Origin of the sequence: Citrobacter sp. Cu231 (genome assembly GCF_030332265.1) — a bacterium.
Lineage (GTDB): Bacteria > Pseudomonadota > Gammaproteobacteria > Enterobacterales > Enterobacteriaceae > Citrobacter > Citrobacter meridianamericanus.
Map to the genome: position 1 here is coordinate 457,294 of NZ_JAOWIE010000029.1, position 23,546 is coordinate 480,839.

A 23,546-nucleotide genomic window follows, 5' to 3' on the forward strand; every position below is an offset into this window, starting at 1 on the left:
GGTCAATAACTATGATTACTACCCGTACAGCCAAACAATGCGGGCAAGCAGACTACGGCTGGCTGCAGGCTCGTTATACCTTCTCCTTTGGACACTATTTTGATCCTAAACTGCTGGGTTATGCCTCGCTGCGTGTTCTGAACCAGGAAGTTCTGGCACCGGGGGCCTCTTTCCAGCCACGTACCTATCCGAAGGTGGATATCGTCAATCTGATTCTCGAAGGGGAAGCGGAGTATCGCGATAGCGAAGGCAACCATATCCAGGCCAAAGCGGGAGAGGTTTTACTTCTCGCGACACAGCCGGGGATCAGCTATAGCGAACACAATATCAGCAAGGATAAATCGTTAACCCGAATGCAGCTGTGGCTGGACGCCTGCCCGCAGCGCGAAAATGCCTGCGTACAGAAAGCCACGCTGAGTGCCGGTAAGCATCAATTGCTGGCCTCGCCGGACGGTGAACAAGGCAGCCTGCACCTGCGCCAACAGGTATGGGTACACCACGTTGAACTGCAACAAGGTGAATCGCTGAGTTTTCAGTTACATGGGCCACGGGCTTACTTACAGTCGATCCACGGCAGATTCCATGCGGTGACCGCTGGCGCAGAAAAGGAAGCACTTACCTGCGGCGATGGCGCATTTATTCGTGACGAAACTAACATAACGTTAGTCGCCGATACCTCGCTGCGCGCTTTGCTGATAGATTTGCCCGTATAGTCAGAGAAAACAACGGAGTACGACTGTTGAGTAAGAAAACATCAAAAAAACGCCAGCCGCAGGTTGCGCCGGAAAAACGAGAAACAGTTCCCTTCGGCTATGAAGAAATGCTGACAGAGCTGGAAGCAATTGTGGCCGATGCTGAGCTACGGCTGGAAGACGAAGAAGCCGCCTGAAAAGGCGGCTTTGACTTATGCCGGATGACGACTCCACGTTACCCGGCCTGGAGATTAATGTGCCTTACTGGCCATGATCTCAATGATCTGTTTGTCGGTTTCCTGCATCGAACGACATGCCAGCGCACACAAGTTAGTGATAGATTGCTCGACGTTATGCGCCACAATCCCCTCGTTGCCGGTTACTGCAGTATCATCCAACGCCATCAGCACCGCTTTCCACGCCGCAGATGCGCTGGTTGAAACTTTCATCGCGCAGCTGTTTGAAGCGCCATCGCAAATCATGCCGCTCACGTCACCAATCATGCTGCTGATCGCCATCGCGATGGTGTTGTAGCGGCCATCCACGATCCATGCCATCCCTGCCGCAGCGCCCATCGCCGCCGTGGTTGCCGCGCACAGCGCAGACAAACGCGGAAGCTGATGATGGATGTAAATAGCGCTCAGGTGAGACAGCATCAGCGCACGCGCCAGTTTCTCCTCATCCGCGCCAAAGTGTTCAGCTACCACCATCACCGGGACGGTGGCGGTAATCCCCTGATTACCGGAACCGGAGTTGCTCATGGCTGGCAGCGTCGCCCCGCCCATTCGCGCATCCGATGCCGCACTGGTGCGGATCAGAATAGAGGTAGAAAGATCGTTCGCCAACAGGCCACGCGCGCACTGCTTCTCAAGCGTGGTTCCGATGTGCAAGCCCCAGTTACCGCGCAGCCCTTCCTGAGACAGCGCACCATTCAGTTTTGCCGCATCAAGAATAAAGCGGATTGACTCAAACGGTACCGCATTTACGAACGCCAGAATCTCTTCCAGCGAGGTGTGAGAAAGTACCGCCAGCGGTGACTCCTGCTCCTCTTCCTGCGCGTTCTGTTCTGTGGTGAACACCACGCCTTTATTGGTCTCGATATGCACAATGTTGGTATGCCCACCAACAATCGTCACGCACGCCCATCCTTCAGCGCTGTAAACCTTCGCGCGGGAAAAGAGGATATCCTCGCAAGGCTCCTGCAGCATCACCGCAACCTTGCCATCGCTCAACATCGCTTTCGCATCAGCGATCGCTTGTGGCGACGCATCTTTCAGTACCTCTAAACCGGCACGGGCATTTCCCCCCAGCGCACCCAGCGCCGCCGCGACAGGTAACCCGACCATTCCGGTACCCGGCACGGTAACGCCCATGCCATTTTTCATCAGGTTCGGTGAGACCCACGCATCAATACGTTCAACCGCACCGTCCAGCTCAGAGGATGCGACCGCTGCCGCCAGCGCCAGAGAGATAGGTTCCGTACAACCCAGCGCAGGCTTAACCTCCTCCTGTACCGCGCGGATAAAACTATCCCATAATGGATTCAATGTAGTCTCAAACATAACAACAACCTTTGCTCAGATAACTCAGGAAAATGCCAGGAACGGAGAAACGCACAGCAGCAGGCCCGTGATAATAATCAGATACAGGGAAGCGCCTTTGTATTTGTGCAGTGAAGGAACTTTGTAGACCAGCCAGGCCGGGATCAGACAACCCACCATGCCGAAGATAGGACTACAAATAGAGGTGAAGCTCAGCACCGGCGCATTGAGCACAATTGCGCTCCAGGCCAGCAGGATGGCGAAAACCATAATGCCGCGCTGAACCAGGGTTTCGTTGATTTTCTCGGCTGGCATTTTGCGGCGCAGCACGTTCATTACGATCCCCTGAGTCGCTTCACGGAAACCTAAGTAGACGCCGAAGAAAGCGGTCATAACGGCAAAGATGTTCAGAACAACGCTGACGATTTTCACCCAACCAGCACCCGCACCGCTGATAAACTGCGCGGCAATCGCCAGAGCGGAAATATTCTGCTCATAAGCTTTAACCGCTTCGTCATGGCCCATCGCCAACGTGAAGGAAACGGCGTAGAAAAAGACGGTCACGAACAGAATGCCGAACGCGATATTCATGGCACGCAGGGCTTTATGGCGCGCCACTTCAATGGATTTATTGCGCGAACGATACGAGATAACCATCGGGCTTAAGGTCTGAATAAACAGAATCGAGGTCAGCGTAAACGGCAGCGTGATGATCGCGTTTTTGATCAGTAGCGCCATCGGCGGCAGTGAACCTGCGTTATGCAGATGCCACATCCCTACCATTGACACGCCAAGCGCTGCCACTACCAGCAGCTTGGTCAGCACCATGCCGGTAGAGATTTTAAACAGCATTTGTTCACCACGTGACGAGAGAGCCACCAGAATGCAAATCAACACCAGACCATAGAACGGGCTATCGGACAGTAAACCTTCAGTAACGCCAAAAGTGTGCAGGTAAGAGGCGCTATCGTTGGTGATCGCGGTGGAATAAACAAACATCCAGATAACCAGCATCACAAAATACAACGCACCTAACAGAATGCCCCAGTTTTTACCCAGGTAGCCGCTGATCACACTCGGGTAGTCTTTACATTCCGGGGACTCAGCCAGCGTATTGATAAACAACCGCTGGAACAGATACATGGCTGGATAGCCAATAACAGAGGAGAGCAAAAACACCCACAGCCCCATCAGCCCGACCTGGACAGGAAGAAAAACAATCCCTGCGCCAATCGCCATACCGATACTCATAATGACCCAGCCAGTGTCCGTGCTGTCGAATTTAATGGCTTCACGCCATTCGCTTTCGGTCATTCCCGCCCGACGCGCCGGGGCAGATGCGTCGAGTATTACGCTGTTATTCGTTGCCGTTTCCATAAAAATCTCGCTCAAAATGTAGGGTAAGGTTTTATTATTTTTCCGTTCTGCATCAATGCGATACGCGGAACGAGTCGTGCAGGCGAGTTCGTTAGAATGGAGAAATCATACGCCGAGGGTCAGAGAAAAACTTCACAAACATACCCCTTTATTTCACAATGTTTAATAAAATTTTTCTTATTTATATTTATAAAATGGAACTATTTTCTCTTTTTGAGGCGGATCACAACAAAAAAAGGGCGCACTCAAGTGCGCCCAAAGGAGAAATAAACACAAATTCAGTTAACTGCAAACCACCTTGATCGCCAGCCCACCGCGTGAAGTTTCACGGTATTTGTCATTCATATCTTTGCCCGTTTCATACATCGTCTCGATCACTTTATCGAGCGAAACGCGTGGTTCTGATGTCCGACGTAGCGCCATACGCGCGGCGTTGACGGCTTTAACCGCATTGATCGCATTACGTTCAATGCATGGGATCTGCACCTGCCCAGCCACCGGATCGCAGGTCAGCCCCAGGTTATGCTCCATAGCAATTTCCGCCGCAATACACACCTGGGACGGGCTACCGCCAAGCAACTCTGTCAGCCCGGCAGCCGCCATTGAACAAGCAACACCAATCTCACCCTGGCAACCGACTTCTGCACCCGAAATCGAGGCGTTCATCTTATACAGCGCACCTATCGCCCCCGCGGCCAGCAAGTAGCGGGCAATGGAATTTGCATTTACCGGACGGCGGAATTTGTCGTAATAGGCCAATACGGCGGGAATAATTCCACATGCACCGTTGGTCGGCGCCGTCACAACCCGGCACCCGGCGGCGTTTTCTTCGCTCACGGCCAGCGCGAACATGTTGATCCAGTCAATGACGTTCATCGGGTCGCTGGACAGGTTGTCGCTGGAAACCAGCAACCGACGTAATGCCACGGCGCGGCGCGGTACATTAAGCGGGCCCGGCAGAACGCCTTCGGTATTCATGCCGCGCTCAATCCCCGTATGCATGACGTCCCAAATGGCAGCAAAGCCAGCATCGATTTCTTCTTTGCTGCGCATCGCCAGTTCGTTTTGCATCATCAGGCCGGAAACAGACAGCCCGTTGCGCTCACACAGTTTCAGCAGTTCGCTGGCGGAATGAAAATTGTAGGGCACATGTGCTTCAACATCATGCGCCTGACCAAATTGCTCCTCTTCAACGATAAAACCACCGCCGACGGAGTAATAGGTTTTCCTTAACAACGTCTCGGTGCCGTTCCACGCGGTGAGACGCATACCATTTTCATGGCGCGGCAGCGTTTCGGCATGAAAGAGAATATTTTCATCTGGAGAGAAATCGACAACATGCGCGCCTTCTGCCACCGGTAACCGTCCGGTACGGGCCACTTCCTGAGTAAAACCAGCGATTGAATCTATATTCACATTTTGCGGACTGTTACCGGCCAGCCCCATCATGATGGCGATATCTGTCGCATGACCTTTTCCGGTCAGAGAGAGTGATCCGTAAAGATCGACCACAATATGCGTAGCCTTGGGGAGTTCCCCGCTGCTGACCAACAGATCGATAAAACTTTTACCTGCATTCATTGGCCCCACGGTATGGGAGCTGGAAGGTCCAATGCCAATCTTGAAAATATCGAATGCGCTAATCATATCCACACCCTCGGATTGCCGTTCAGTGAAGACCAGGTTTCACACTCATTAAGGATCGGGGCGATCCTGAGATCGCCCCGCAAGGGATTACAGCGTGTCGCCACGTACAGCGATAGCTTCAATCTCCAGCTTCACATCCTTCGGTAAGCGAGCGACCTGCACGCAGCTGCGCGTGGGATAGATAGCCTTGTGCTCATCAAAGAACTGCTGGTACACCTGGTTAATGGTGGCGAAGTCATTCAGGTCGGAAACGAAAACGGTCGTCTTCACGATATCGCTCACTTTCAACCCTGCAGACTCGACGATCGCTTTCACGTTTTCCAGGCTTTGACGGGCCTGATCGGCCACGTTTTCTGCCACTTCACCGGTCTGGGGACACACCGGAATTTGACCTGACGTCAACACCATGCTGCCCAGATCCACACCCTGTACGTAAGGCCCGATGGCCCCTGGCGCACATTCGGTTGCAATAACTTTTCTCATAGTCCCTCCGGCGTCAAAGCGCCTGGGTGAAAGTACGCGAAATAACATCCTGCTGCTGTTCACGGGTCAGCGCGTTGAAGCGTACCGCATAGCCAGACACGCGGATCGTCAGGTTTGGATAGTTTTCCGGGTGCTCGATGGCATCCATCAACATTTCACGGTTCATGACGTTCACGTTCAGATGCTGTCCGCCTTCCACATGCGCTTCATGGTGGAAGTAACCGTCCAGCAGACCGACCAGGTTGGTTTTACGCACCCCGTCCTCTTTGCCCAGCGCGGCCGGCACAATCGAGAAGGTGTACGAGATACCGTCTTTGGCATAGGTAAACGGCAGTTTGGCAACAGACGTTAACGACGCAACCGCACCTTTACGATCGCGGCCATGCATCGGGTTCGCCCCTGGCGCAAACGGCGTACCTGCGCGACGTCCGTCCGGCGTGTTACCGGTTTTCTGGCCGTACACCACGTTGGAGGTGATGGTCAGAATGGACTGCGTCGGCACCGCGTTACGGTAGGTTGGCAACACCTTAATTTTCTTCATAAAGCGCTCGACCAGGTCGCAGGCAATGCTGTCCACGCGCTCGTCGTTGTTACCGTATTGCGGATAGTCGCCTTCGATTTCGAAATCAATTGCCAGACCGTTCTCATCGCGAATCGGTTTCACGCGGGCGTATTTGATAGCCGACAGAGAATCCGCCGCCACAGACAGGCCCGCCATACCGCAGGCCATCGTGCGATAGACATCACGATCGTGCAGCGCCATCAGCGATGCTTCGTAGCTGTACTTGTCGTGCATGTAGTGGATGATGTTCAGCGCACTGATGTACTGCACGGCCAGCCAGTCCATAAAGTGGTCCAGACTCTCCATCACCGTGTCGTAGTCCAGCACGTCATCCATCAGCGGTGCCGTTTTCGGCCCGACCTGGATTTTCAGTTTCTCATCCACACCGCCGTTGATTGCGTACAGCAACGTTTTGGCGAGGTTGGCACGCGCCCCGAAGAACTGCATTTGCTTGCCGATAACCATCGGGCTGACGCAGCAGGCAATGGCATAGTCATCGCTGTCAAAGTCGGCACGCATCAAATCGTCGTTTTCGTACTGTAAAGACGAGGTGATGATAGACACCTGGGCGGCGTATTTTTTGAAGGCGATCGGCAGCGCTTCGGACCACAACACCGTCAGGTTCGGCTCAGGTGCCGGGCCCATGGTGTGCAGCGTATGCAGATAGCGGAACGAGTTTTTCGTCACCAGCGTGCGGCCATCCAGCCCCATACCGCCGATAACTTCGGTCGCCCAGATAGGGTCGCCTGAGAACAGGGTGTCGAATTCCGGCGTACGCAGGAAGCGCACCATACGGATCTTCATAATGAAGTGGTCGATCAGCTCCTGCGCCTGCTGCTCGTTTAAAATTCCCGCTTTGAAATCGCGCTCAATGTAGATGTCGAGGAACGATGCGGTACGACCCAGCGACATCGCGCCGCCGTTCTGAGATTTCACTGCAGCCAGATAAGCGAAGTACACCCACTGCACCGCTTCCTGCGCATTCCGCGCCGGGCGGGAGATATCGCAGCCATACTTTGCCGCCATTTCCTGCATTTGCAGCAGGGCGCGACGGTGTTCAGACAGTTCTTCACGCAGACGAATCGTGGCTTCAAGATTCTGCCCCCACTCCAGATTCGACTGAAGATCGGCAAACTGCAGTTCACGCTCACGCACCAGGTAGCGGATACCGTACAGCGCCACGCGGCGATAGTCACCGATGATACGACCACGGCCATAGCCGTCCGGCAGACCTGTCAGCACGCCGGATTTACGACAACGCAGCATATCCGGAGAGTAGGCGTCGAATACGCCCTGATTATGGGTTTTACGCAGTTCAGTAAACTGGTATTCAAAATCAGCATCCATCTCACGGCCATAAGCATCAAAAGAGCTTTTGATCATGTTGATGCCGCCAAACGGATGCAGAGCACGCTTGAGCGGCTTATCCGTTTGCAAACCGACGATTTTTTCCAGTTCCTGTTCAATATAACCCGCATCATGTGCGGTAATCGTGGTGGCAATATTGGTATCGAAATCTACCGGCGCATGCGTCGAGTTTTCAATACGGATGCCCGCCATAACTTTTTCCCACAATGCCGTGGTTGCAGGCGTGGCTTCGGCGAGGAAAGATTCATCCCCTTCATAAGGTGTGTAGTTGTGCTGAATAAAATCACGGACATTAATTTCTTCTTTCCAGTCCGTACCTTTAAAGCCATTCCAGGCTTCGGCATACAGCATATCGCTGGTATCGATATTTACCTTCATGAAAAATAATCTCTCTGCTGAAAATTAATTATGCAAATGCTACTGAGGTATTAATTTTGCCTAACGCAATGGCATCACGTGCAATCATTTTCTCTTCATTTGTGGGAATAACCGCACAAATAACACGAGCATCTTTATTTGAGATAATTCTTTCGCCATGTGAATTTGGCAAACTATTCATTTCGCTGTCGATATTCACACCTAAAACAGCAAGGTGTTCAATAACCAAGCGACGAATTAATACCGAGTTTTCACCTATTCCACCGGTAAAAATAATCCCATCAAGACGATGCAGCGATGCGGCATGTCCGGCGATATGACGTGCGATACGATGCACAAACGTTTTAATTGCCAATTGCGCACGCTCATGTCCCTCGTGCCAGGCTTTTTCTAACGTACGTAAGTCAGAAGACAAACCAGAAATACCCAGTAAACCGGACTCTTTATTCACTACGCGCTCAAGGTCGCTCAGCGTCTGGTTGGTTTCGCTTGCAATCCACGCCATCGCGCCGAAATCGACGTCGCCGCTGCGTGTCCCCATCATCAGCCCTTCCAGCGGCGTCATGCCCATTGAGGTATCAACGCTCTGCCCATTACGCACCGCACAGATTGACGCACCGTTCCCCAAGTGAGCCACAACCAGCCCCGAGTCATCACTCTGCAGGTCGAGAAGGTCATGCGCTTGCTGAGAAATATAGCGATGCGACGTGCCGTGGAAGCCGTAACGACGAACGCCCAACTCTTCGAAATATTTCCACGGTAAACCGTACAAATAGGCCTCAGGAGCCATCGTCTGGTGGAAGCTGGTATCAAATACCGCAACCTGCTGCCGGCCAGGGAAAAGATGCTGAGCAGATTCAATCCCGCTCAGGTTCGCATAATTATGTAAAGGAGCTAAAGGCGATACCCGGCGGATATTTTCTATAACTTCATCAGTAATAATGGCTGATTCGGTAAAGATATTTCCGCCGTGGGCAATGCGGTGGCCAATTAAGGCCACGCTGTCCATTAAATTACGTTTCTCAAGTTCAACAGCAATGGCTTTTAATGCGTCTTCGTAGCTGTGGTGAGCCAGCTTAGCTGGCTCTCCTCCATTAATTGCTATGAACGCATTTTCAGAGTTAATACCGTCTGCAATTCCCGCCAGTAAAACTTCACAGTTTGCTGCATCCAGCACTGAGAATTTAATGGAGGATGAACCACAGTTAATAACCAGTACTACCGGAAACTCATTCATTTCACTACTCCGCTCATCCTGAGCTTATGGATTAAAACAGTTTGTAGACAATGTTCAGGATGGTCAGCAGACCAATCGCGGTAACAAACACGTTATCCAGACGGCCACGGTATTTCGCCAGTGACGGCGCTTTACGGATGGCATACATCGGCAGCAGGCAGAGCAGTGAGGCGATAATCGGCGCGCCCATTGCTTCAATCAGGTCCAGGATGTTCGGGTTGGCGTAAGCCACAACCCAGGTGGAGCCCATGATGAAGATCATGCTGATGGTGTTCAGTTTGCCGACGGAAACTTTCGTTTTATCGCCTTTATAACCAAACTTCAGCACCAGACCATTCAGACCTTCCAGCGTACCCAGGTAGTGCCCGAAGAACGATTTGAAGATAGCAACCAGGGCGATGATAGAAGCACCGTACTCCAGAACGGTCGCGAAGGTGGACTTCGTACCGGACAGTGACGCGAAGTGGTTCGCCAGGTAAGACAGTACCGGAATGTTCTGTGCTTTCGCATCCGCCATATTCGCCGGAGACAGCGTAAACAGGCAGCTAAAGGCGAAGAACATAACTACGGCAACCATCAGCATACTGGCGCGGGAGATGATTTTGGAACATTTCTGCTCGGTGAATTCACGACCGAAATCTTTCTCATACTCTTCACGTTTAGACACCACGAAGGAAGAAACGATAGGTGAGAAGTTGAAAGAGAACACCATGATGGAAATACCCAGCCACACGGTAACCAGAATGCCGTCGTGCCCGGTCAGTGCGATATTGCTGAGGTCAACCTGATCGATAACCGCAGAGTTCCAGTAAGGAATCAGTGACAGAGAGATAAGCACCAGGCTGGCGATAAACGGCCATACCAGGTAGCTCATCACTTTAACCATCAGATCCTTACCAAACCAGATGACGAATGCCATCAACAACAGCAGGAACAGAGCTACAAAGCCACGGTTTAACGCTGGCATCTGCAACTGGTTTTCCCAGAAGGTCATAAAGGTGTTGGTAATGGTGACGCCATAAATCCACAGCAGCGGACAAATCGCAAAGAAGTAGAGGAACGTGATAACCACCCCGCCCGTTTTACCAAAGTGCTCTTCAACCGTTTCTGTGATGTTGCCGGAAGGGTTAGAACCGGAAAGACACAGGCGCGCCAGCGCACGGTGGCAATAGAAGGCGATGGGGTATGCCAGCACCAGCATGATCAAAATGGGGATCAGTCCGCCAAAACCTGCGCGGATTGGGAAGAACAGCACCCCGGCGCCGATGGCTGTACCAAATAAACCCAGTGTCCAGGTGGTGTCCGATTTGCGCCAGGACGACTGTTTTGTCTGGCTGGATACAATGCTATCAGTAGTACTCATATCCTATCCTCAACGAAGTATATTAAGCGTCAACTAAACCAGTAATTTGAGATACACGAGAAAGGTCGATATTACCGCCAGAAATAATGCTGACTGTTTTTCTGTTCTGGATATAGCTATCTAATTTCCCGCTTAATAATGCTGCGCATGCCAGCGCGCCGGCACCTTCAGTCACAACTTTATTTCGCTGAATTAATGCCACCATGCTGTTGCGAATTTCATCTTCGCTGACCAGGACAATGTCATCCACCAACTCACGAACTATTTCATACGTTAAAGTACCCGGGCGGGAAACATCACAACCATCCGCCAGGGTGCCGGTCGTTCGGTGCGTGGTTATTTCTCCAGCGTGGAAGGAAGCCGCCATGCCGTGAACGTTTTCAGCCTGTACACCTATAATTTTAATGGTCGGGTTAATTGACTTAATTGCCACTGCAATACCCGCAATCAGTCCGCCGCCGCCAATTGGCACAATTACGTTATCGACATCGTACAAATCTTCCAGAATTTCCAGACCAATAGTGCCCTGACCGGCAATCACTTTCGGGTCATCATAGGGTGGAATAAAAATACGGCCTTCCGTTTCCACAATCTCGCTAACCTTCGCGATGGTGTCGTTGAAGTTGTCGCCATGCAGTACCACTTCTGCGGAATAATCGCAGGTTGCCGCCACTTTAGACTTCGGCGCGCCTTTTGGCATCACCACTTTGCCATCGATACCGAGCATAGCGCAGGAGAGAGAAACCCCTTGCGCATGGTTACCTGCAGAGCAAGCCACCACGCCCTTCATTCTTTCTGCTTCTGTTAATGAACTGAGCTTGTTAAAAGCGCCACGGATTTTAAATGAACCGGTACGCTGCATGTTTTCAAACTTGAGGAATATTTCCCCTTTGCAACGTTCACTAAAATAGTTAGAGCGAGGCATTCCCGTTTTATATATTTTCCCCGCCAGTCTTTTTTTCGCTTCGAGGATATCTTCAATTGCAACTGGGAGATCGTATGTAATGTGCATTAGAACCTCTTACTAGGGTATTAAAGTAAATAGATAGCCGTGACCATTGTCAGATATAGACAGATGGCGATTATTTTGTGTTAAAAAAAATTCAATCTTTAATCAACTTCAATTAATTGCCTTCGTCTTCGACAATTATATGATGAATATTCTTTGGCTAATTCCACCAAAATAGATGCTGCTTTTTTAATTCGATAATTTTTCGACCACACGGCGGCATAACGCGCGACGGGTAACGTCTCTTCTACCGGGATAGTAATAAACTGGTTTGAGCCAAATGGTGTGGTCATATCACAGGGAATTACTGTTAAGAAATCAGCATTGAGAACAAGATTATAAATGGTGACGGCGGAGTCGGTATTAACGATGTTTTCACTGCTGATGCCATTATTTTGTAACGTAGTTAGAAGTTCGCTGTAGTACCCCATATTCGTTTGTGGCAACACCCACTGTTCGTTTTTCAACGCGCTCAGCGAGGTGATGCCGGTGCATGTTCGGGACTTGCTGGCGACCAGGATGAAGTCTGACTCAAAGAGCGGCTCAACATGTAGATCGTGCAGTTTCATCTCATCACTTAGCGTACCGATGGCGAAGTCCAGACGCCCGTCACGAATCGCAGGTAAAAACGAGGAGAGCTGAGCTTCATACATGGAAACCTGCGCTTTCGGGAACACCTCTTTGAATTTTTTAATCATGCCGGACATGATGGTGAACGCAATCAGTGACGGAAAGCCAAACGACACATCAACGACTGCATTGCTCGTCATGCTGTTCATCTCATCAACCATGTTTTTCATTTCACGGGTAATGGATTCAGACCACGAGAGCATTACCTGACCAGCCTGAGTTAATGTCACGCCTGTATTTTTACGTACGACCAGCTCAATACCGAAATAAGCCTCTACATCATTTATGATTTTGCTGACAGCCGGTTGAGTTAAACCTAATTCTTTTGCAGCCGAGCCGATAGAACCGCTTCTGATGACTTCCTGAAAGACCACTAAGTGCTGTGTTTTAGGGAGCGTAATAGTATTCATATCGACCTGTGCTAATTACTTTGTTGACGGCAGGGAGTGTAGCAAATTAAGCATTCGAGGATATGTGCGACCACTCACAAATCCCCTTGACTTACATTTTGTAAGACTATTATAAAAAATGAAACCACTTATAAATCATATGGATATGAAATATCGATCTCACTTTATTCTGACTTTAATCAAAAAAAGATGGGGGGATAACGATTTTTTATGGCTATAACATCACCATTTTATCCGTTATTTATACAAACCAGGAAAGGCTATATTTCAATCAATTACAGAGTATTTATCGGTCAAAATGGCGCTTAAATTTAATAAGTAATTTATCAAATATAATTATATTTTATCGTTTGTGGTGATAAAATAACGCCATGCATCACATTTTCCAGCCTTATTTGTTTGCAAAGAAACATTGTGTTTATTAATTATTAATTAAAAACACACAATAAAACATCATATGCAACATCTCATTAACAGTGATTTTGTGCAATTTATTAGCAAGTAATTTTGTGATGTCGATCGATTGCGTTCGATTATTCTCGATAAAAACGTATCGCACAGCGTTTTGTGCTAACCATCACAAAAAATGAATTATCCCACGAAGCATTCCATAAAATAAAAGAAGCCCGCCGAATAAATAAAGGTCAAATAAAAGATTAGATGAAGGAGAAATAAACGCCTGAACCATGGTGAACCAATCGCAACGCAAAAACCCCGCCGAAGCGGGGTTTTATAAAGAGTGAAGCTGACCGATAAGCCGGGTTCTGTCGTGGACAGTCATTCATCTAGGCCAGCAATCGCTCACTGGCTCAAGCAGCCTACCCGGGTTCAGTACGGGCCGTACCTTGTGAACCCCTATTTGGCCTTGCTCCGGGTGGAGTTTACCGTGCCACGGACTGTTACCAGCCGCGCGGTGCGCTCTTACCGCACCCTTTCACCCTTACCTGATCCCACTTACGTGGGCCATCGGCGGTTTGCTCTCTGTTGCACTGGTCGTGGGTTTCCCCCCCAGGCGTTACCTGGCACCCTGCCCTATGGAGCCCGGACTTTCCTCCCCTCCGCCCGTCTCCCCCGAAGAGGACGACGACGAAGCGGCGACTGTCTGGTCAGCTTCGGCGCGCAGTATAGAGGGTTTGCGGGTCAATGTCACCCCGCACTGCGCATTCCTATCGCCAACGTGGCGGCGATGTTCCTTGAAGCGCGATAAATATTATCAAATGCCCCGCGGAAGGCCTCTTCCAGCGTGCTGATGCTGGTCAAGACGCTAAATACCGCATCGATACCATATTGATGCACTACCTCTACATCACGCGTCAGGCTGCCGCCAATACCAATTACTGGTTTGTGGTACTTCTTCGCGACGTTCGCCACACCTACCGGCACTTTGCCATGAATACTCTGGCTGTCGATACGCCCCTCTCCGGTCACCACCAACGTACAGTCGTGAATATGCTCTTCCAGGTTGAGCGCCTGGGTCACAATCTCAATACCACTGCGCAGGTCCGCGCCTAAAAAAGCCATTAACGCGGCACCCATTCCACCAGCTGCACCGGCTCCGGGAACATCCTTCACATCGACCCGCAGCGATCTTTTAATGATGTCAGCATAGTGGGATAAATTACGGTCCAGTTCGAGAATGCGTTCTTCCGTCGCCCCTTTCTGCGGGCCGAAGATTCGCGAAGCGCCAGTATCACCGATGAGTGGATTGGTCACATCGCAGGCCACGCGAATGGAGCAGGTTTTTAATCGCGGATCCAGACCGGAAATGTCGATGCGGTTGAGGCTCATCAGACTGCCGCCCCCGTAGCCAATCTCTGTCCCATTGGCGTCGCAGAGCTTCGCGCCCAGCGCCTGCACCATACCCGCGCCGCCGTCGTTGGTCGCACTACCGCCAATGCCGATAATAATGCTCTGCGCCCCGCTATCCAGCGCCTGCAAAATCAGTTCCCCGGTACCGCGTGACGTGGTGACTAACGGATTGCGCTTCTCAGGAGGAACCAACGCCAGACCGCTGGCAGCCGCCATTTCGATAAACGCAGTTTTCCCATCTCCGGACATACCCCAGCAGGCATTCACTTTTTCACCCAGCGGCCCCGTCACCCACGCGGAATATTCACTCCCTTGCGTGGCGGCGATCATGGCTTCGACCGTTCCTTCGCCGCCGTCGGCCACCGGAACTGAAACATATTGCGCATCGGGGAAAATTTCCCGAAATCCTTTTTCTATTGCCTGAGCTACCTCGGTGGCAGAAAGGCTTTCTTTATAAGAGTCTGGGGCAATTACGATTTTCATAGTTATGTAGCCTGACTGTGCCGCGCAAGGCAAGAAATACAGGGCGCGCATCCGCGCCCTTCTTGTTAGCGAGTGACTTCCACTTTCGCCAGTTTTTCGTAGTAGCATGCGAGCGCACTGTGATCGGCAGTGCCCAGCCCATCTGCGCGGAGCGCCTGCATCATCTCCATGACGGCAGCAGTCAGTGGCAACTGCGCACCGACCCCATGCGAGGTATCCAGCGCATTCGCCAGATCCTTAATATGCAGGTCAATACGGAAACCCGGCTTAAAGTTACGGTCCATAACCATTGGTGCTTTCGCGTCCAGTACGGTGCTTCCAGCCAGTCCGCCTCGGATCGCCTGATACACCAGATCCGGGTTCACACCCGCTTTGGTCGCCAGCGTCAGCGCTTCAGACATCGCCGCAATGTTCAGCGCCACAATCACCTGGTTCGCCAGCTTAGTAACGTTACCCGCGCCAATGTCACCGGTATGTACCACCGAACCAGCCATCGCTTTTAGCAGATCGTAATACTTGTCAAAAATCGCTTTATCACCGCCAACCATCACCGACAACGTGCCATCAATCGCTTTTGGTTCACCACCGCTGACCGGCGCATCCAGCATATCCACGCCTTTCGCTTTCAGCGCTTCGCTGATTTCGCGGCTGGCTAACGGCGCGATGGAACTCATGTCGATCAACACAGTGCCCGGCTTCGCCCCTTCAATAATACCGCCTTCCCCCAGCGCCACCTCTTTCACGTGCGGAGAGTTCGGCAGCATGGTGATGATCACATCGCACTGCTCGGCAATATCTTTCGCCGTGGCGGCGGTTTCTGCACCTGCGGCAATCACTTCCGCAATGGATTCCGGGTTACGGTCAGCAACCACCAGCGAGTAACCTGCCTTGAGGAGGTTTTTACTCATTGGTTTACCCATGATACCGAGGCCAATAAAACCAACTTTCATTGTCATGTCTTTATCTCTCTCTACTGTCGATGGTGGTTATTTCTTAAAAGAATCAGCCAGTTTCTGCGTGGCTGAACGGAACACGCCAAGGTCGCTGCCAACGGCAACAAACGTCGCGCCCCACTCCAGATAACGACGCGCATCTGCCTCTACCGGGGCCAGAATGCCGCTTGGTTTGCCATGTGCTTTCGCGCGGGCAAAAATGTGCTGGATAGCTTTCTGCACATCAGGATGTGATGCATTGCCGAGATGGCCTAACGCCGCAGCCAGATCGCTTGGACCGACAAAGACACCGTCAACGCCTTCGGTCGCCGCGATGGCGTCAACGTTATCGACGCCCTGTTGACTTTCAATCTGCACGATGATGGTGATGTTCTTATTCGACTGCGCAAAGTAGTCAGGTACGGTGCCAAACATATTGGCGCGATGGGAGACGGACACGCCGCGAATACCTTCCGGCGGATAGCGGGTCGACGCCACGGCGTTCACTGCCTCTTCTTCCGTCTCAACGAACGGGATCAGGAAGTTGTAAAACCCAATATCCAGCAAGCGCTTGATAATCACCGGCTCGTTGGTCGGTACGCGCACGACCGGCGCGCTGACGCTGCCTTTCAGCGCCATCAATTGCGGGATAAACGTCGAGATATCGTTCGGCGCGTGTTCGCCGTCCAGCACCAGCCAGTCAAAACCCGCCAGGCCTAAAACTTCGGTACTAATTGGGCTGGCTAATGCAGACCAGCAGCCAATCTGAATCTGTTGCGCCGCGAGGGCCGCTTTAAACTTATTCGGGAAAATCGTGTTATTCATCGCCTATACCTTTGTTTATTTCTGCAATTCCATACGTTTAATGTCACCGACAATAAACAGGTAGCAAACCATTGCCATCAGCGCCGAACACCCTACAAACATCAGCGCAGCATTAAATGAGTGCAGCTCGCTCACCAGATAACCAATCACCAGCGGGGTGACGATAGAGGCTACGTTGCCAAATACGTTAAATACCCCACCGCACAGACCGACGATTTCTTTCGGCGCGGTATCGGAAATCACCGGCCAACCCAGCGCGCCGAAGCCTTTGCCGAAGAACGCAAGCGCCATCAGCGCAACCACCAGAGTGGTGTTATCGGTGTAGTTACACAGAATAATGGTCGACGCGAGCAACATTCCGAGCACAATCGGCAGCTTACGTGCCAGAGTGATGCTGAAGCCACGTTTAATCAGATAATCAGAGAACACACCGCCGAGCACGCCCCCGGCAAATCCGCACAGCGCAGGAATCGACGCCACCAGCCCCACTTTCAAGATCGACATGCCTTTTTCCTGTACCAGGTAAATCGGGAACCAGGTGAGGAAAAACCAGGTAATGGTGTTAATAAAATACTGACCAAAGAACACGCCAAGCATCATACGATTTGTCAGCAACTGCTTGATATAATGCAGTTTAGGGCCACCTGATTTCACATCGCCGGGCTTTTTATGGTCCATATCCACGACCGCACCGTTTTCAGAGATAAACTTCAGCTCTTCTTGCGACATACGCGGGTGATCGGTTGGGTTATGGATAAACTTTACCCACAGGCCAGTGAGCACAAAACCGATAACGCCCATCACGGTAAAGACGTGCTCCCAGCCCCAGGCAAAGGTCAGCCAGCCCAGCAGCGGCGAAAACAGCGCCAGGGAGAAATATTGTGCGGAGTTAAAAATCGCGGATGCCGTACCGCGCTCTTTCGTCGGGAACCAGGCCGCCACAATACGGGCGTTCGCTGGGAAGGACGGCGCTTCCGAGAAGCCCAGCATAAAGCGCATGATGAACATTGAAATACCCGCCCAGGCCAGCGGGAACATGTCTACAAAACCCTGCAGAAAGGTAAACAGCGACCAGAAGAACAGACTGTAGGTGTAGACTTTCTTCGAACCGAACTTATCCAGCAGCCAACCGCCAGGGATTTGCATCAACAGGTAAGCCCAACCGAAGGCGGAGAAAATGTAACCCATTGATATGGCACTGAGCTGCAACTCTTTCGCCACTTCCGTGCCGGCAATAGACAGCGTCGCACGGTCCGCATAGTTAACGGCGGTAACAATAAATATGATTAGTAATATTAAGTAACGGGTGTGCGTACCTTTCTTTTTCTCGACAACTGTATCCAGTATCATTCTAATTACCTCGGGTACATAAAGTTTTTATTATTATTTGGCAAATATCCCTGATGATAAATTACCGATAATAAAAACGTATAATTATTTATCAGACGCTATAAAACCGTGATTTAGTATAATCAGCAGCCCAAGGTTAATCATTGTGCAAGCGCTCATTAAACACGAGTTATTAAAATAATGTTTTGGGCATATGCACACATGCATGGGCGCTAATCCACACATTTACGTATTGCTACCCCTGGTGGGACGGCCTTGCTGAGTTTAAGTGATCATTGTCACATTCTTCGCGATAAACTCCTGGCATTCTTATTTCACGATACCGAATCTTTATTACTGACAATGAGATTCAAAATATAAATACCTACACTATTATCACCACTTGTTGGAGAATACTGGACAATGGCCGACATCGAAATTAGACAAGAATCGCCAACGGCGTTTTATATTAAAGTTCACGACACAGATAATGTGGCGATTATTGTCAATGACAATGGTCTGAAAGCCGGGACACGTTTTCCGGACGGACTGGAGCTAATTGAACATATTCCCCAGGGTCATAAAGTGGCGCTCGTGGATATTCCAGTTCACGGCGAAATCGTGCGTTATGGCGAAGTGATAGGCTATGCCGTTCGCGATATCCCCCGTGGCAGCTGGATTGATGAATCAATGGTTGAGCTGCCCAAGGCCCCGCCGCTGGAGACGCTGCCGCTGGCAACCAAAGTGCCTGAGCCTCTGCCGCCTCTCGAGGGTTATACCTTCGAAGGCTACCGCAATGCTGACGGTAGCGTTGGCACCAAGAATCTGCTCGGCATCTCCACCAGCGTGCACTGCGTGGCGGGCGTGGTGGACTATGTAGTGAAAATCATTGAGCGCGACCTGCTGCCCAAATATCCGAATGTCGACGGCGTAGTCGGGCTCAATCATCTGTACGGCTGCGGCGTGGCGATTAACGCTCCAGCCGCCATCGTGCCCATTCGAACTATTCACAATATTGCGCTAAACCCGAACTTTGGCGGTGAGGTAATGGTCATTGGCCTCGGCTGTGAAAAACTGCAGCCAGAGCGCCTGCTGGAAGGCACGCACGATGTAAAAAGCATTCCGGTCGACAGCGCCAGCATCGTCAGCCTGCAGGATGAAAAACACGTCGGCTTTCAATCGATGGTTGCCGATATTTTGCAGGTGGCCGAACGCCATCTGGCAAAGCTCAATCAGCGCCAGCGTGAAACCTGCCCGGCATCAGAACTGGTGGTCGGCATGCAGTGCGGCGGCAGCGATGCGTTTTCCGGCGTAACGGCCAACCCGGCTGTAGGCTATGCCTCCGACCTGTTAGTACGCTGTGGCGCCACCGTGATGTTCTCTGAAGTTACCGAAGTACGCGATGCCATCCACCTTCTGACTCCACGTGCGATTAACGAAGATGTGGGTAAACGCCTGCTCGAGGAGATGGCCTGGTACGACAACTACCTGGACATGGGCAAAACGGACCGCAGCGCTAACCCTTCTCCAGGTAACAAGAAAGGTGGTCTGGCAAACGTGGTGGAAAAAGCGCTGGGTTCTATTGCGAAGTCGGGCAAGAGCGCGATTGTCGAAGTCTTGTCGCCGGGCCAGCGTCCAACCAAACGTGGCCTGATTTACGCTGCCACCCCCGCCAGCGATTTTGTCTGCGGTACGCAACAGGTTGCTTCCGGGATCACAGTACAAGTCTTTACCACCGGTCGCGGTACACCGTATGGCCTGATGGCCGTGCCGGTGATAAAAATGGCGACGCGTACCGAGTTGGCCAATCGTTGGTTTGACCTGATGGATATCAACGCAGGCACCATCGCCACCGGAGAAGAAACGATTGAAGATGTGGGTCTGAAACTGTTCGAGTTTATTCTCGACGTCGCCAGCGGACGTAAGAAAACATTCTCAGATCAGTGGGGGCTGCATAACCAGCTGGCGGTGTTTAACCCGGCGCCAGTGACCTGATTATCGAAACGAAAGCCAAAGAAAAAACGGGGATTTATCCCCGTTTTTTATGTCGATGCCTAAACAGATAAAGTGATAATGTTCGCATTTTTAGAGGTTTTTTTTAACGCCTGTTTTTTTCGTTTCAAACCTGAAAAATGAACCTAACAATATGAAATAAAAAGAAATAATATCAACCTTGTTTTACGTTATATTTTCGTTTTGATAAAAGAGAAACCCACCGAAAGACAATCTTGTTTTAATGCGATAAACCTCTCTTTTTTACTGCTTTGACTTTCTCCGATGTTAAACAGATTATTCATAGGCTCCTGTAATTTACCTCATTAGCATTCTGACCTGAATAAAGAGGGAAGTTATGTATACCCTGAATAAAAATAACGTCGCATTGGCCTGTCTTATTTCCTGTTTACTGGCAACACCTGTCGTCGCGAGTGCTGAAGGCCAGTCGGAAGCAAAGCCTGTTAAATTACGCTACACATTATGGGACCGCAATCAACTCCCTGGCGAACAACAGCTCGTTAAAGAATTTGAAAAAGACAACCCTGGTATTAAGATCGAAATTGAACTAACGCCTTATGACCAATACTTTATCAAACTCAGTTCGGCAGTCGGTGGAAATGTAGCACCGGATGTATTCTGGATGAACATGCCTAATTTCCAGCAATATGTGAAAAATGGCATGCTGGAACCACTGAGTAATTATCTGAAAGATAAATCAGTGCCGAAACTGGATGATTTTGTTAAAAGCTCAGTCGATGCCTACCAATATCAGTCGCAGCAATACGCTATCCCAAGAGATATTGATGCAATTGCCGTCTGGTACAACAAAAAAATGTTCGATCAGGCTGGTGTGAGTTATCCCGATAAAAACTGGACGTGGGACGATCTAAAACAAAAATCAGAGCAGTTACGTAAAGGGCTGGATAAACAGTCTTATCCACTGGCAATGGAATTCAGCAGCGGACAGGATAGTTACTTTAACCTGCTATTACAGGCCGGAGATAAGATTGTCCTACCGGGGGGCAAAACGGATGTTGCCAATGACAAAGCTATCGCCGTCTATCGCGATGTTCAAGGCATGCTGAACGCAGGACTGATCCAACCCCCAGGCGAGATGGAAGCCTCAGATGTCTTCCAGTCAAATCGAGTGGCCATGGTCTACGCTGGGTCATGGTGGGCACTACCTTTCTCTCAAAACGAACTGATTAAAGATCACGTCGGCGTAGTGCCAATGCCTAAAATGGCAGAGCAGGCAGGTGTATCCCATAGTCTGGCATTTGCTATGTCAGCCAAAAGTCAGCATAAAGATGCGGCGTGGAAGTTCATTGAATTCATGAGCTCTGAGCATGCGCAGCAGACGCTGGCTACGGGAAAAGTCGTGATCCCCGCCAATCAAAAAGTGGCCAAAGAGTGGGCTGAAGGCTTTAAGGATATTGATGTTTCAGCCTATATCGATTCGTTGGCTTTCTCACATAAATATCCAACCGCTGGCTCTAATACCGCCAAGTGGAATAGCATCCTGAATGATGGCTTGAAAAAAGTGTGGACGGGTACTGACCCAGAGAAAGTAATGCCTGGTGTTGCTAAACGCGTTGAACGAGAAATGCAGAAATAATCCTGAGGGAGCCATGCTCCCTCTCGCTTTCGCCCGCGCAATATATTTTGGTTGCACAGTGAGCATCCCGGAGTCTGTATGAGTTATTCAGATGAAGCCGCATCCCCACAATTACCGACCAGGGAGGCGCAAAAAAAGTCCCTGACCAAGCTGGAAAAAGAAGAACGCTTCTGGGGATGGATAATGATTCTGCCATTACTGGCGGGGTTAATTGTTTTCTACTTTACTCCGTTCTTCCAGAACGTTTTCTATAGCTTCACCGATCTTGGCGAGTTTCAGATCTGGACGACGATCAGCTTAGATAACTATATTAATTTATTCAGCGATGATGAGTTTCGTTCAGCAATATATAACACTCTGGCCTATGTATTTATTTGCGTACCAATAATCACCGTTTTGTCATTACTGCTCGCAATTGGCCTGAATCAGGCGATTCGCGGTCAGTGGTTGTTTCGCACGCTGTTATTTCTGCCCGCTGTCACTATGCCTGCGGCCATTGCTATGGTCTGGCAGTGGTTGATGAACCGAAACTTCGGCTTAATTAATCAGATCCTGGCCTTTTTCGATCTTCCGGCCATCGGGTGGTTATCCGATCCCGATGTCGTCCGGCTGAGCGCCTCACTGGTGATTATCTGGTCGGCTATCGCGCTGAAGATGATCATTCTGCTCGCCGGATTGCAGGGGATCCCCAAACAAATTTATGAAGCGATGTCGCTGGATGGCATCAGCAAATTGCGTGGATTCTGGTCTATTACCTTACCGCTAATGATCCCCACGCTGTTTTTCGTACTGGTGATCTCTTTTATCGAAACGCTGCAAATTTTCGATGTGGTTTATCTGCTGTTTGGCAGTTCATCCATGGTGGACGATCAGACGATGACTATCGCCTATCTCTTCTATAAATACGCCTTTATCTACCATGAAAAAGGGTATGCCTCAGCGATCGCGGTGGTGATTTTCGTTATCACGATGGTCCTGACGCTGCTGCAAATATGGATTGGTAAACGACTTAAAGCACAGTGAGGCAACCACGATGTTCATGACTAAACGTGAAAAATGGCTAATTTACGGTTTGATGATCCTCGCGACGCTGGTAACTGTGGTTCCCTTCATCTGGATGATCATCACCTCTTTTAAAACCCAGGCAGAAAGCATCGCCTTTCCGCCGATCCTGCTACCTGCCAACCCAGGGTTTCAGGCTTACGGTAAAATCTTGCATGAAATGCCTTTTGGCAGCTTTTACTTTAACTCGATCGTCTCCACGCTGGTCATCGTCATTTTGCAGACACTGATTGCGGCAATGGCAGCGTACGGTTTCTCCCGACTGCGTTTTAAAGGGCGAGATGTCCTGTTTATGCTGTGTATTTCAATTCTGATGGTGCCCGGTCAGATCTTTTTAATCCCACAGTTTTTAACCGTTGAAAAAATCGGTTTGCTGAACTCAATTCCTGGACTGGTGCTACCGGGTTTATTTAGCATATATAGCGCCTTTTTATTGCGTCAGTTTTTTCTGTCAGTACCTAAAGAACTGGAAGAGGCAGCCATTATGGATGGGTATAACCATCTGACTATTTTCTTCAAAATTATGCTGCCATTAATTAAACCAGGGCTGATTGCCTGCGTCATTATTAACGGATTGTGGAGCTGGAATAACTTAATGTGGCCGCTGATCGTTAATACCTCCATGGATAAAATGACATTACCGGTAGGGTTAGCCTCGCTTTCCGGACGCTCAGGCGTGGAATATCCGATGTTAATGGCGGGCGCATTGCTGGCGATTATCCCGATGTTGTTACTTTATATCTTCTTCCAGCGCTATTTTATTCGCGGCATCGCTGGTGCCGGAATTAAAGGATAAGGG

At 50.4% G+C, this 23,546-nt stretch carries 19 protein-coding genes and 1 other RNA gene; 6 read left to right on the top strand and 14 right to left on the bottom strand.

All coding sequences use genetic code 11. The features are described 5' to 3' along the window. Positions 1 to 11: 11 nt before the first annotated feature. Positions 12 to 713, top strand: coding sequence for a pirin family protein (locus OGY15_RS05210; protein ID WP_151224390.1), 702 nt, complete (start codon positions 12 to 14; stop codon positions 711 to 713). Positions 714 to 739: 26 nt separating this feature from the next. Further along, on the top strand, positions 740 to 889 hold the full coding sequence (locus OGY15_RS05215) for a protein YhaL (RefSeq protein ID WP_151217824.1): 150 nt from the start codon (positions 740 to 742) through the stop codon (positions 887 to 889). A 54-nt stretch (positions 890 to 943) separates the two neighbouring features. On the opposite strand, the gene OGY15_RS05220 is transcribed toward OGY15_RS05215, so the two are convergent. The 14 genes from OGY15_RS05220 to garP form a co-directional block, all read right to left on the bottom strand. Further along, positions 944 to 2,254: an L-cysteine desulfidase family protein gene (locus tag OGY15_RS05220; RefSeq protein ID WP_151224391.1), complete on the bottom strand. Its 1,311-nt coding sequence runs from the start codon at positions 2,252 to 2,254 to the stop codon at positions 944 to 946. A gap of 24 nt (positions 2,255 to 2,278) precedes the next feature. Beyond that, positions 2,279 to 3,610, bottom strand: coding sequence for an SLC5/6 family protein (locus tag OGY15_RS05225; RefSeq protein ID WP_252838727.1), 1,332 nt, complete (start codon positions 3,608 to 3,610; stop codon positions 2,279 to 2,281). Positions 3,611 to 3,892: 282 nt separating this feature from the next. Further along, positions 3,893 to 5,257, bottom strand: coding sequence for an L-serine ammonia-lyase (gene tdcG / locus OGY15_RS05230; RefSeq protein WP_252838726.1), 1,365 nt, complete (start codon positions 5,255 to 5,257; stop codon positions 3,893 to 3,895). 87 nt (positions 5,258 to 5,344) lie between these two features. Continuing rightward, positions 5,345 to 5,740 carry an enamine/imine deaminase gene (locus OGY15_RS05235; protein WP_003828585.1) on the bottom strand — a complete coding sequence of 132 codons (396 nt, stop codon included), beginning with the start codon at positions 5,738 to 5,740 and terminating at the stop codon, positions 5,345 to 5,347. 13 nt (positions 5,741 to 5,753) lie between these two features. Then, positions 5,754 to 8,048, bottom strand: a complete 2,295-nt coding sequence (gene pflB / locus OGY15_RS05240; RefSeq protein WP_286538654.1) for a formate C-acetyltransferase — start codon at positions 8,046 to 8,048, stop codon at positions 5,754 to 5,756. 28 nt (positions 8,049 to 8,076) lie between these two features. Continuing rightward, complete coding sequence (gene tdcD, locus OGY15_RS05245) at positions 8,077 to 9,285, bottom strand: propionate kinase (protein ID WP_286538656.1); 1,209 nt, start codon at positions 9,283 to 9,285, stop codon at positions 8,077 to 8,079. A gap of 31 nt (positions 9,286 to 9,316) precedes the next feature. Then, positions 9,317 to 10,648 (bottom strand): threonine/serine transporter TdcC, encoded by a 1,332-nt coding sequence (tdcC, locus tag OGY15_RS05250; protein WP_005131699.1) that lies wholly within the window; start codon positions 10,646 to 10,648, stop codon positions 9,317 to 9,319. Positions 10,649 to 10,670: 22 nt separating this feature from the next. Further along, entirely contained in the window at positions 10,671 to 11,660 is a 990-nt protein-coding gene (tdcB, locus tag OGY15_RS05255; protein WP_187253309.1) for a bifunctional threonine ammonia-lyase/L-serine ammonia-lyase TdcB, read from the bottom strand. A gap of 98 nt (positions 11,661 to 11,758) precedes the next feature. Further along, positions 11,759 to 12,697, bottom strand: a complete 939-nt coding sequence (gene tdcA, locus OGY15_RS05260; RefSeq protein ID WP_286538659.1) for a transcriptional regulator TdcA — start codon at positions 12,695 to 12,697, stop codon at positions 11,759 to 11,761. Between the two features lie 737 nt (positions 12,698 to 13,434). Next, an RNA gene (gene rnpB, locus OGY15_RS05265) (RNase P RNA component class A) lies at positions 13,435 to 13,811 on the bottom strand. A 32-nt stretch (positions 13,812 to 13,843) separates the two neighbouring features. Continuing rightward, entirely contained in the window at positions 13,844 to 14,989 is a 1,146-nt protein-coding gene (garK, locus tag OGY15_RS05270; protein WP_151217828.1) for a glycerate 2-kinase, read from the bottom strand. Between the two features lie 65 nt (positions 14,990 to 15,054). After that, on the bottom strand, positions 15,055 to 15,945 hold the full coding sequence (garR, locus tag OGY15_RS05275; RefSeq protein ID WP_003024889.1) for a 2-hydroxy-3-oxopropionate reductase: 891 nt from the start codon (positions 15,943 to 15,945) through the stop codon (positions 15,055 to 15,057). Between the two features lie 30 nt (positions 15,946 to 15,975). After that, positions 15,976 to 16,746, bottom strand: coding sequence for a 2-dehydro-3-deoxyglucarate aldolase (gene garL / locus OGY15_RS05280; protein ID WP_151217829.1), 771 nt, complete (start codon positions 16,744 to 16,746; stop codon positions 15,976 to 15,978). Positions 16,747 to 16,761: 15 nt separating this feature from the next. After that, on the bottom strand, positions 16,762 to 18,096 hold the full coding sequence (gene garP, locus OGY15_RS05285; protein ID WP_003024898.1) for a galactarate/glucarate/glycerate transporter GarP: 1,335 nt from the start codon (positions 18,094 to 18,096) through the stop codon (positions 16,762 to 16,764). A 402-nt stretch (positions 18,097 to 18,498) separates the two neighbouring features. On the opposite strand from garP, the gene garD reads away from it, so the two are divergent. The 4 genes from garD to OGY15_RS05305 all read left to right on the top strand — a co-directional run bounded on the left by garD (position 18,499) and on the right by OGY15_RS05305 (position 23,543). Continuing rightward, a complete protein-coding gene (gene garD, locus OGY15_RS05290; protein WP_187253310.1) occupies positions 18,499 to 20,070 on the top strand; it encodes a galactarate dehydratase in 1,572 nt (523 codons plus the stop codon). A gap of 355 nt (positions 20,071 to 20,425) precedes the next feature. After that, complete coding sequence (locus OGY15_RS05295) at positions 20,426 to 21,685, top strand: ABC transporter substrate-binding protein (protein WP_151217831.1); 1,260 nt, start codon at positions 20,426 to 20,428, stop codon at positions 21,683 to 21,685. Positions 21,686 to 21,763: 78 nt separating this feature from the next. Further along, positions 21,764 to 22,708, top strand: coding sequence for a carbohydrate ABC transporter permease (locus tag OGY15_RS05300; protein ID WP_187253311.1), 945 nt, complete (start codon positions 21,764 to 21,766; stop codon positions 22,706 to 22,708). A gap of 10 nt (positions 22,709 to 22,718) precedes the next feature. Continuing rightward, positions 22,719 to 23,543 (top strand): carbohydrate ABC transporter permease, encoded by an 825-nt coding sequence (locus OGY15_RS05305; RefSeq protein ID WP_003024907.1) that lies wholly within the window; start codon positions 22,719 to 22,721, stop codon positions 23,541 to 23,543. The last annotated feature ends 3 nt before the right edge of the window (positions 23,544 to 23,546 follow it).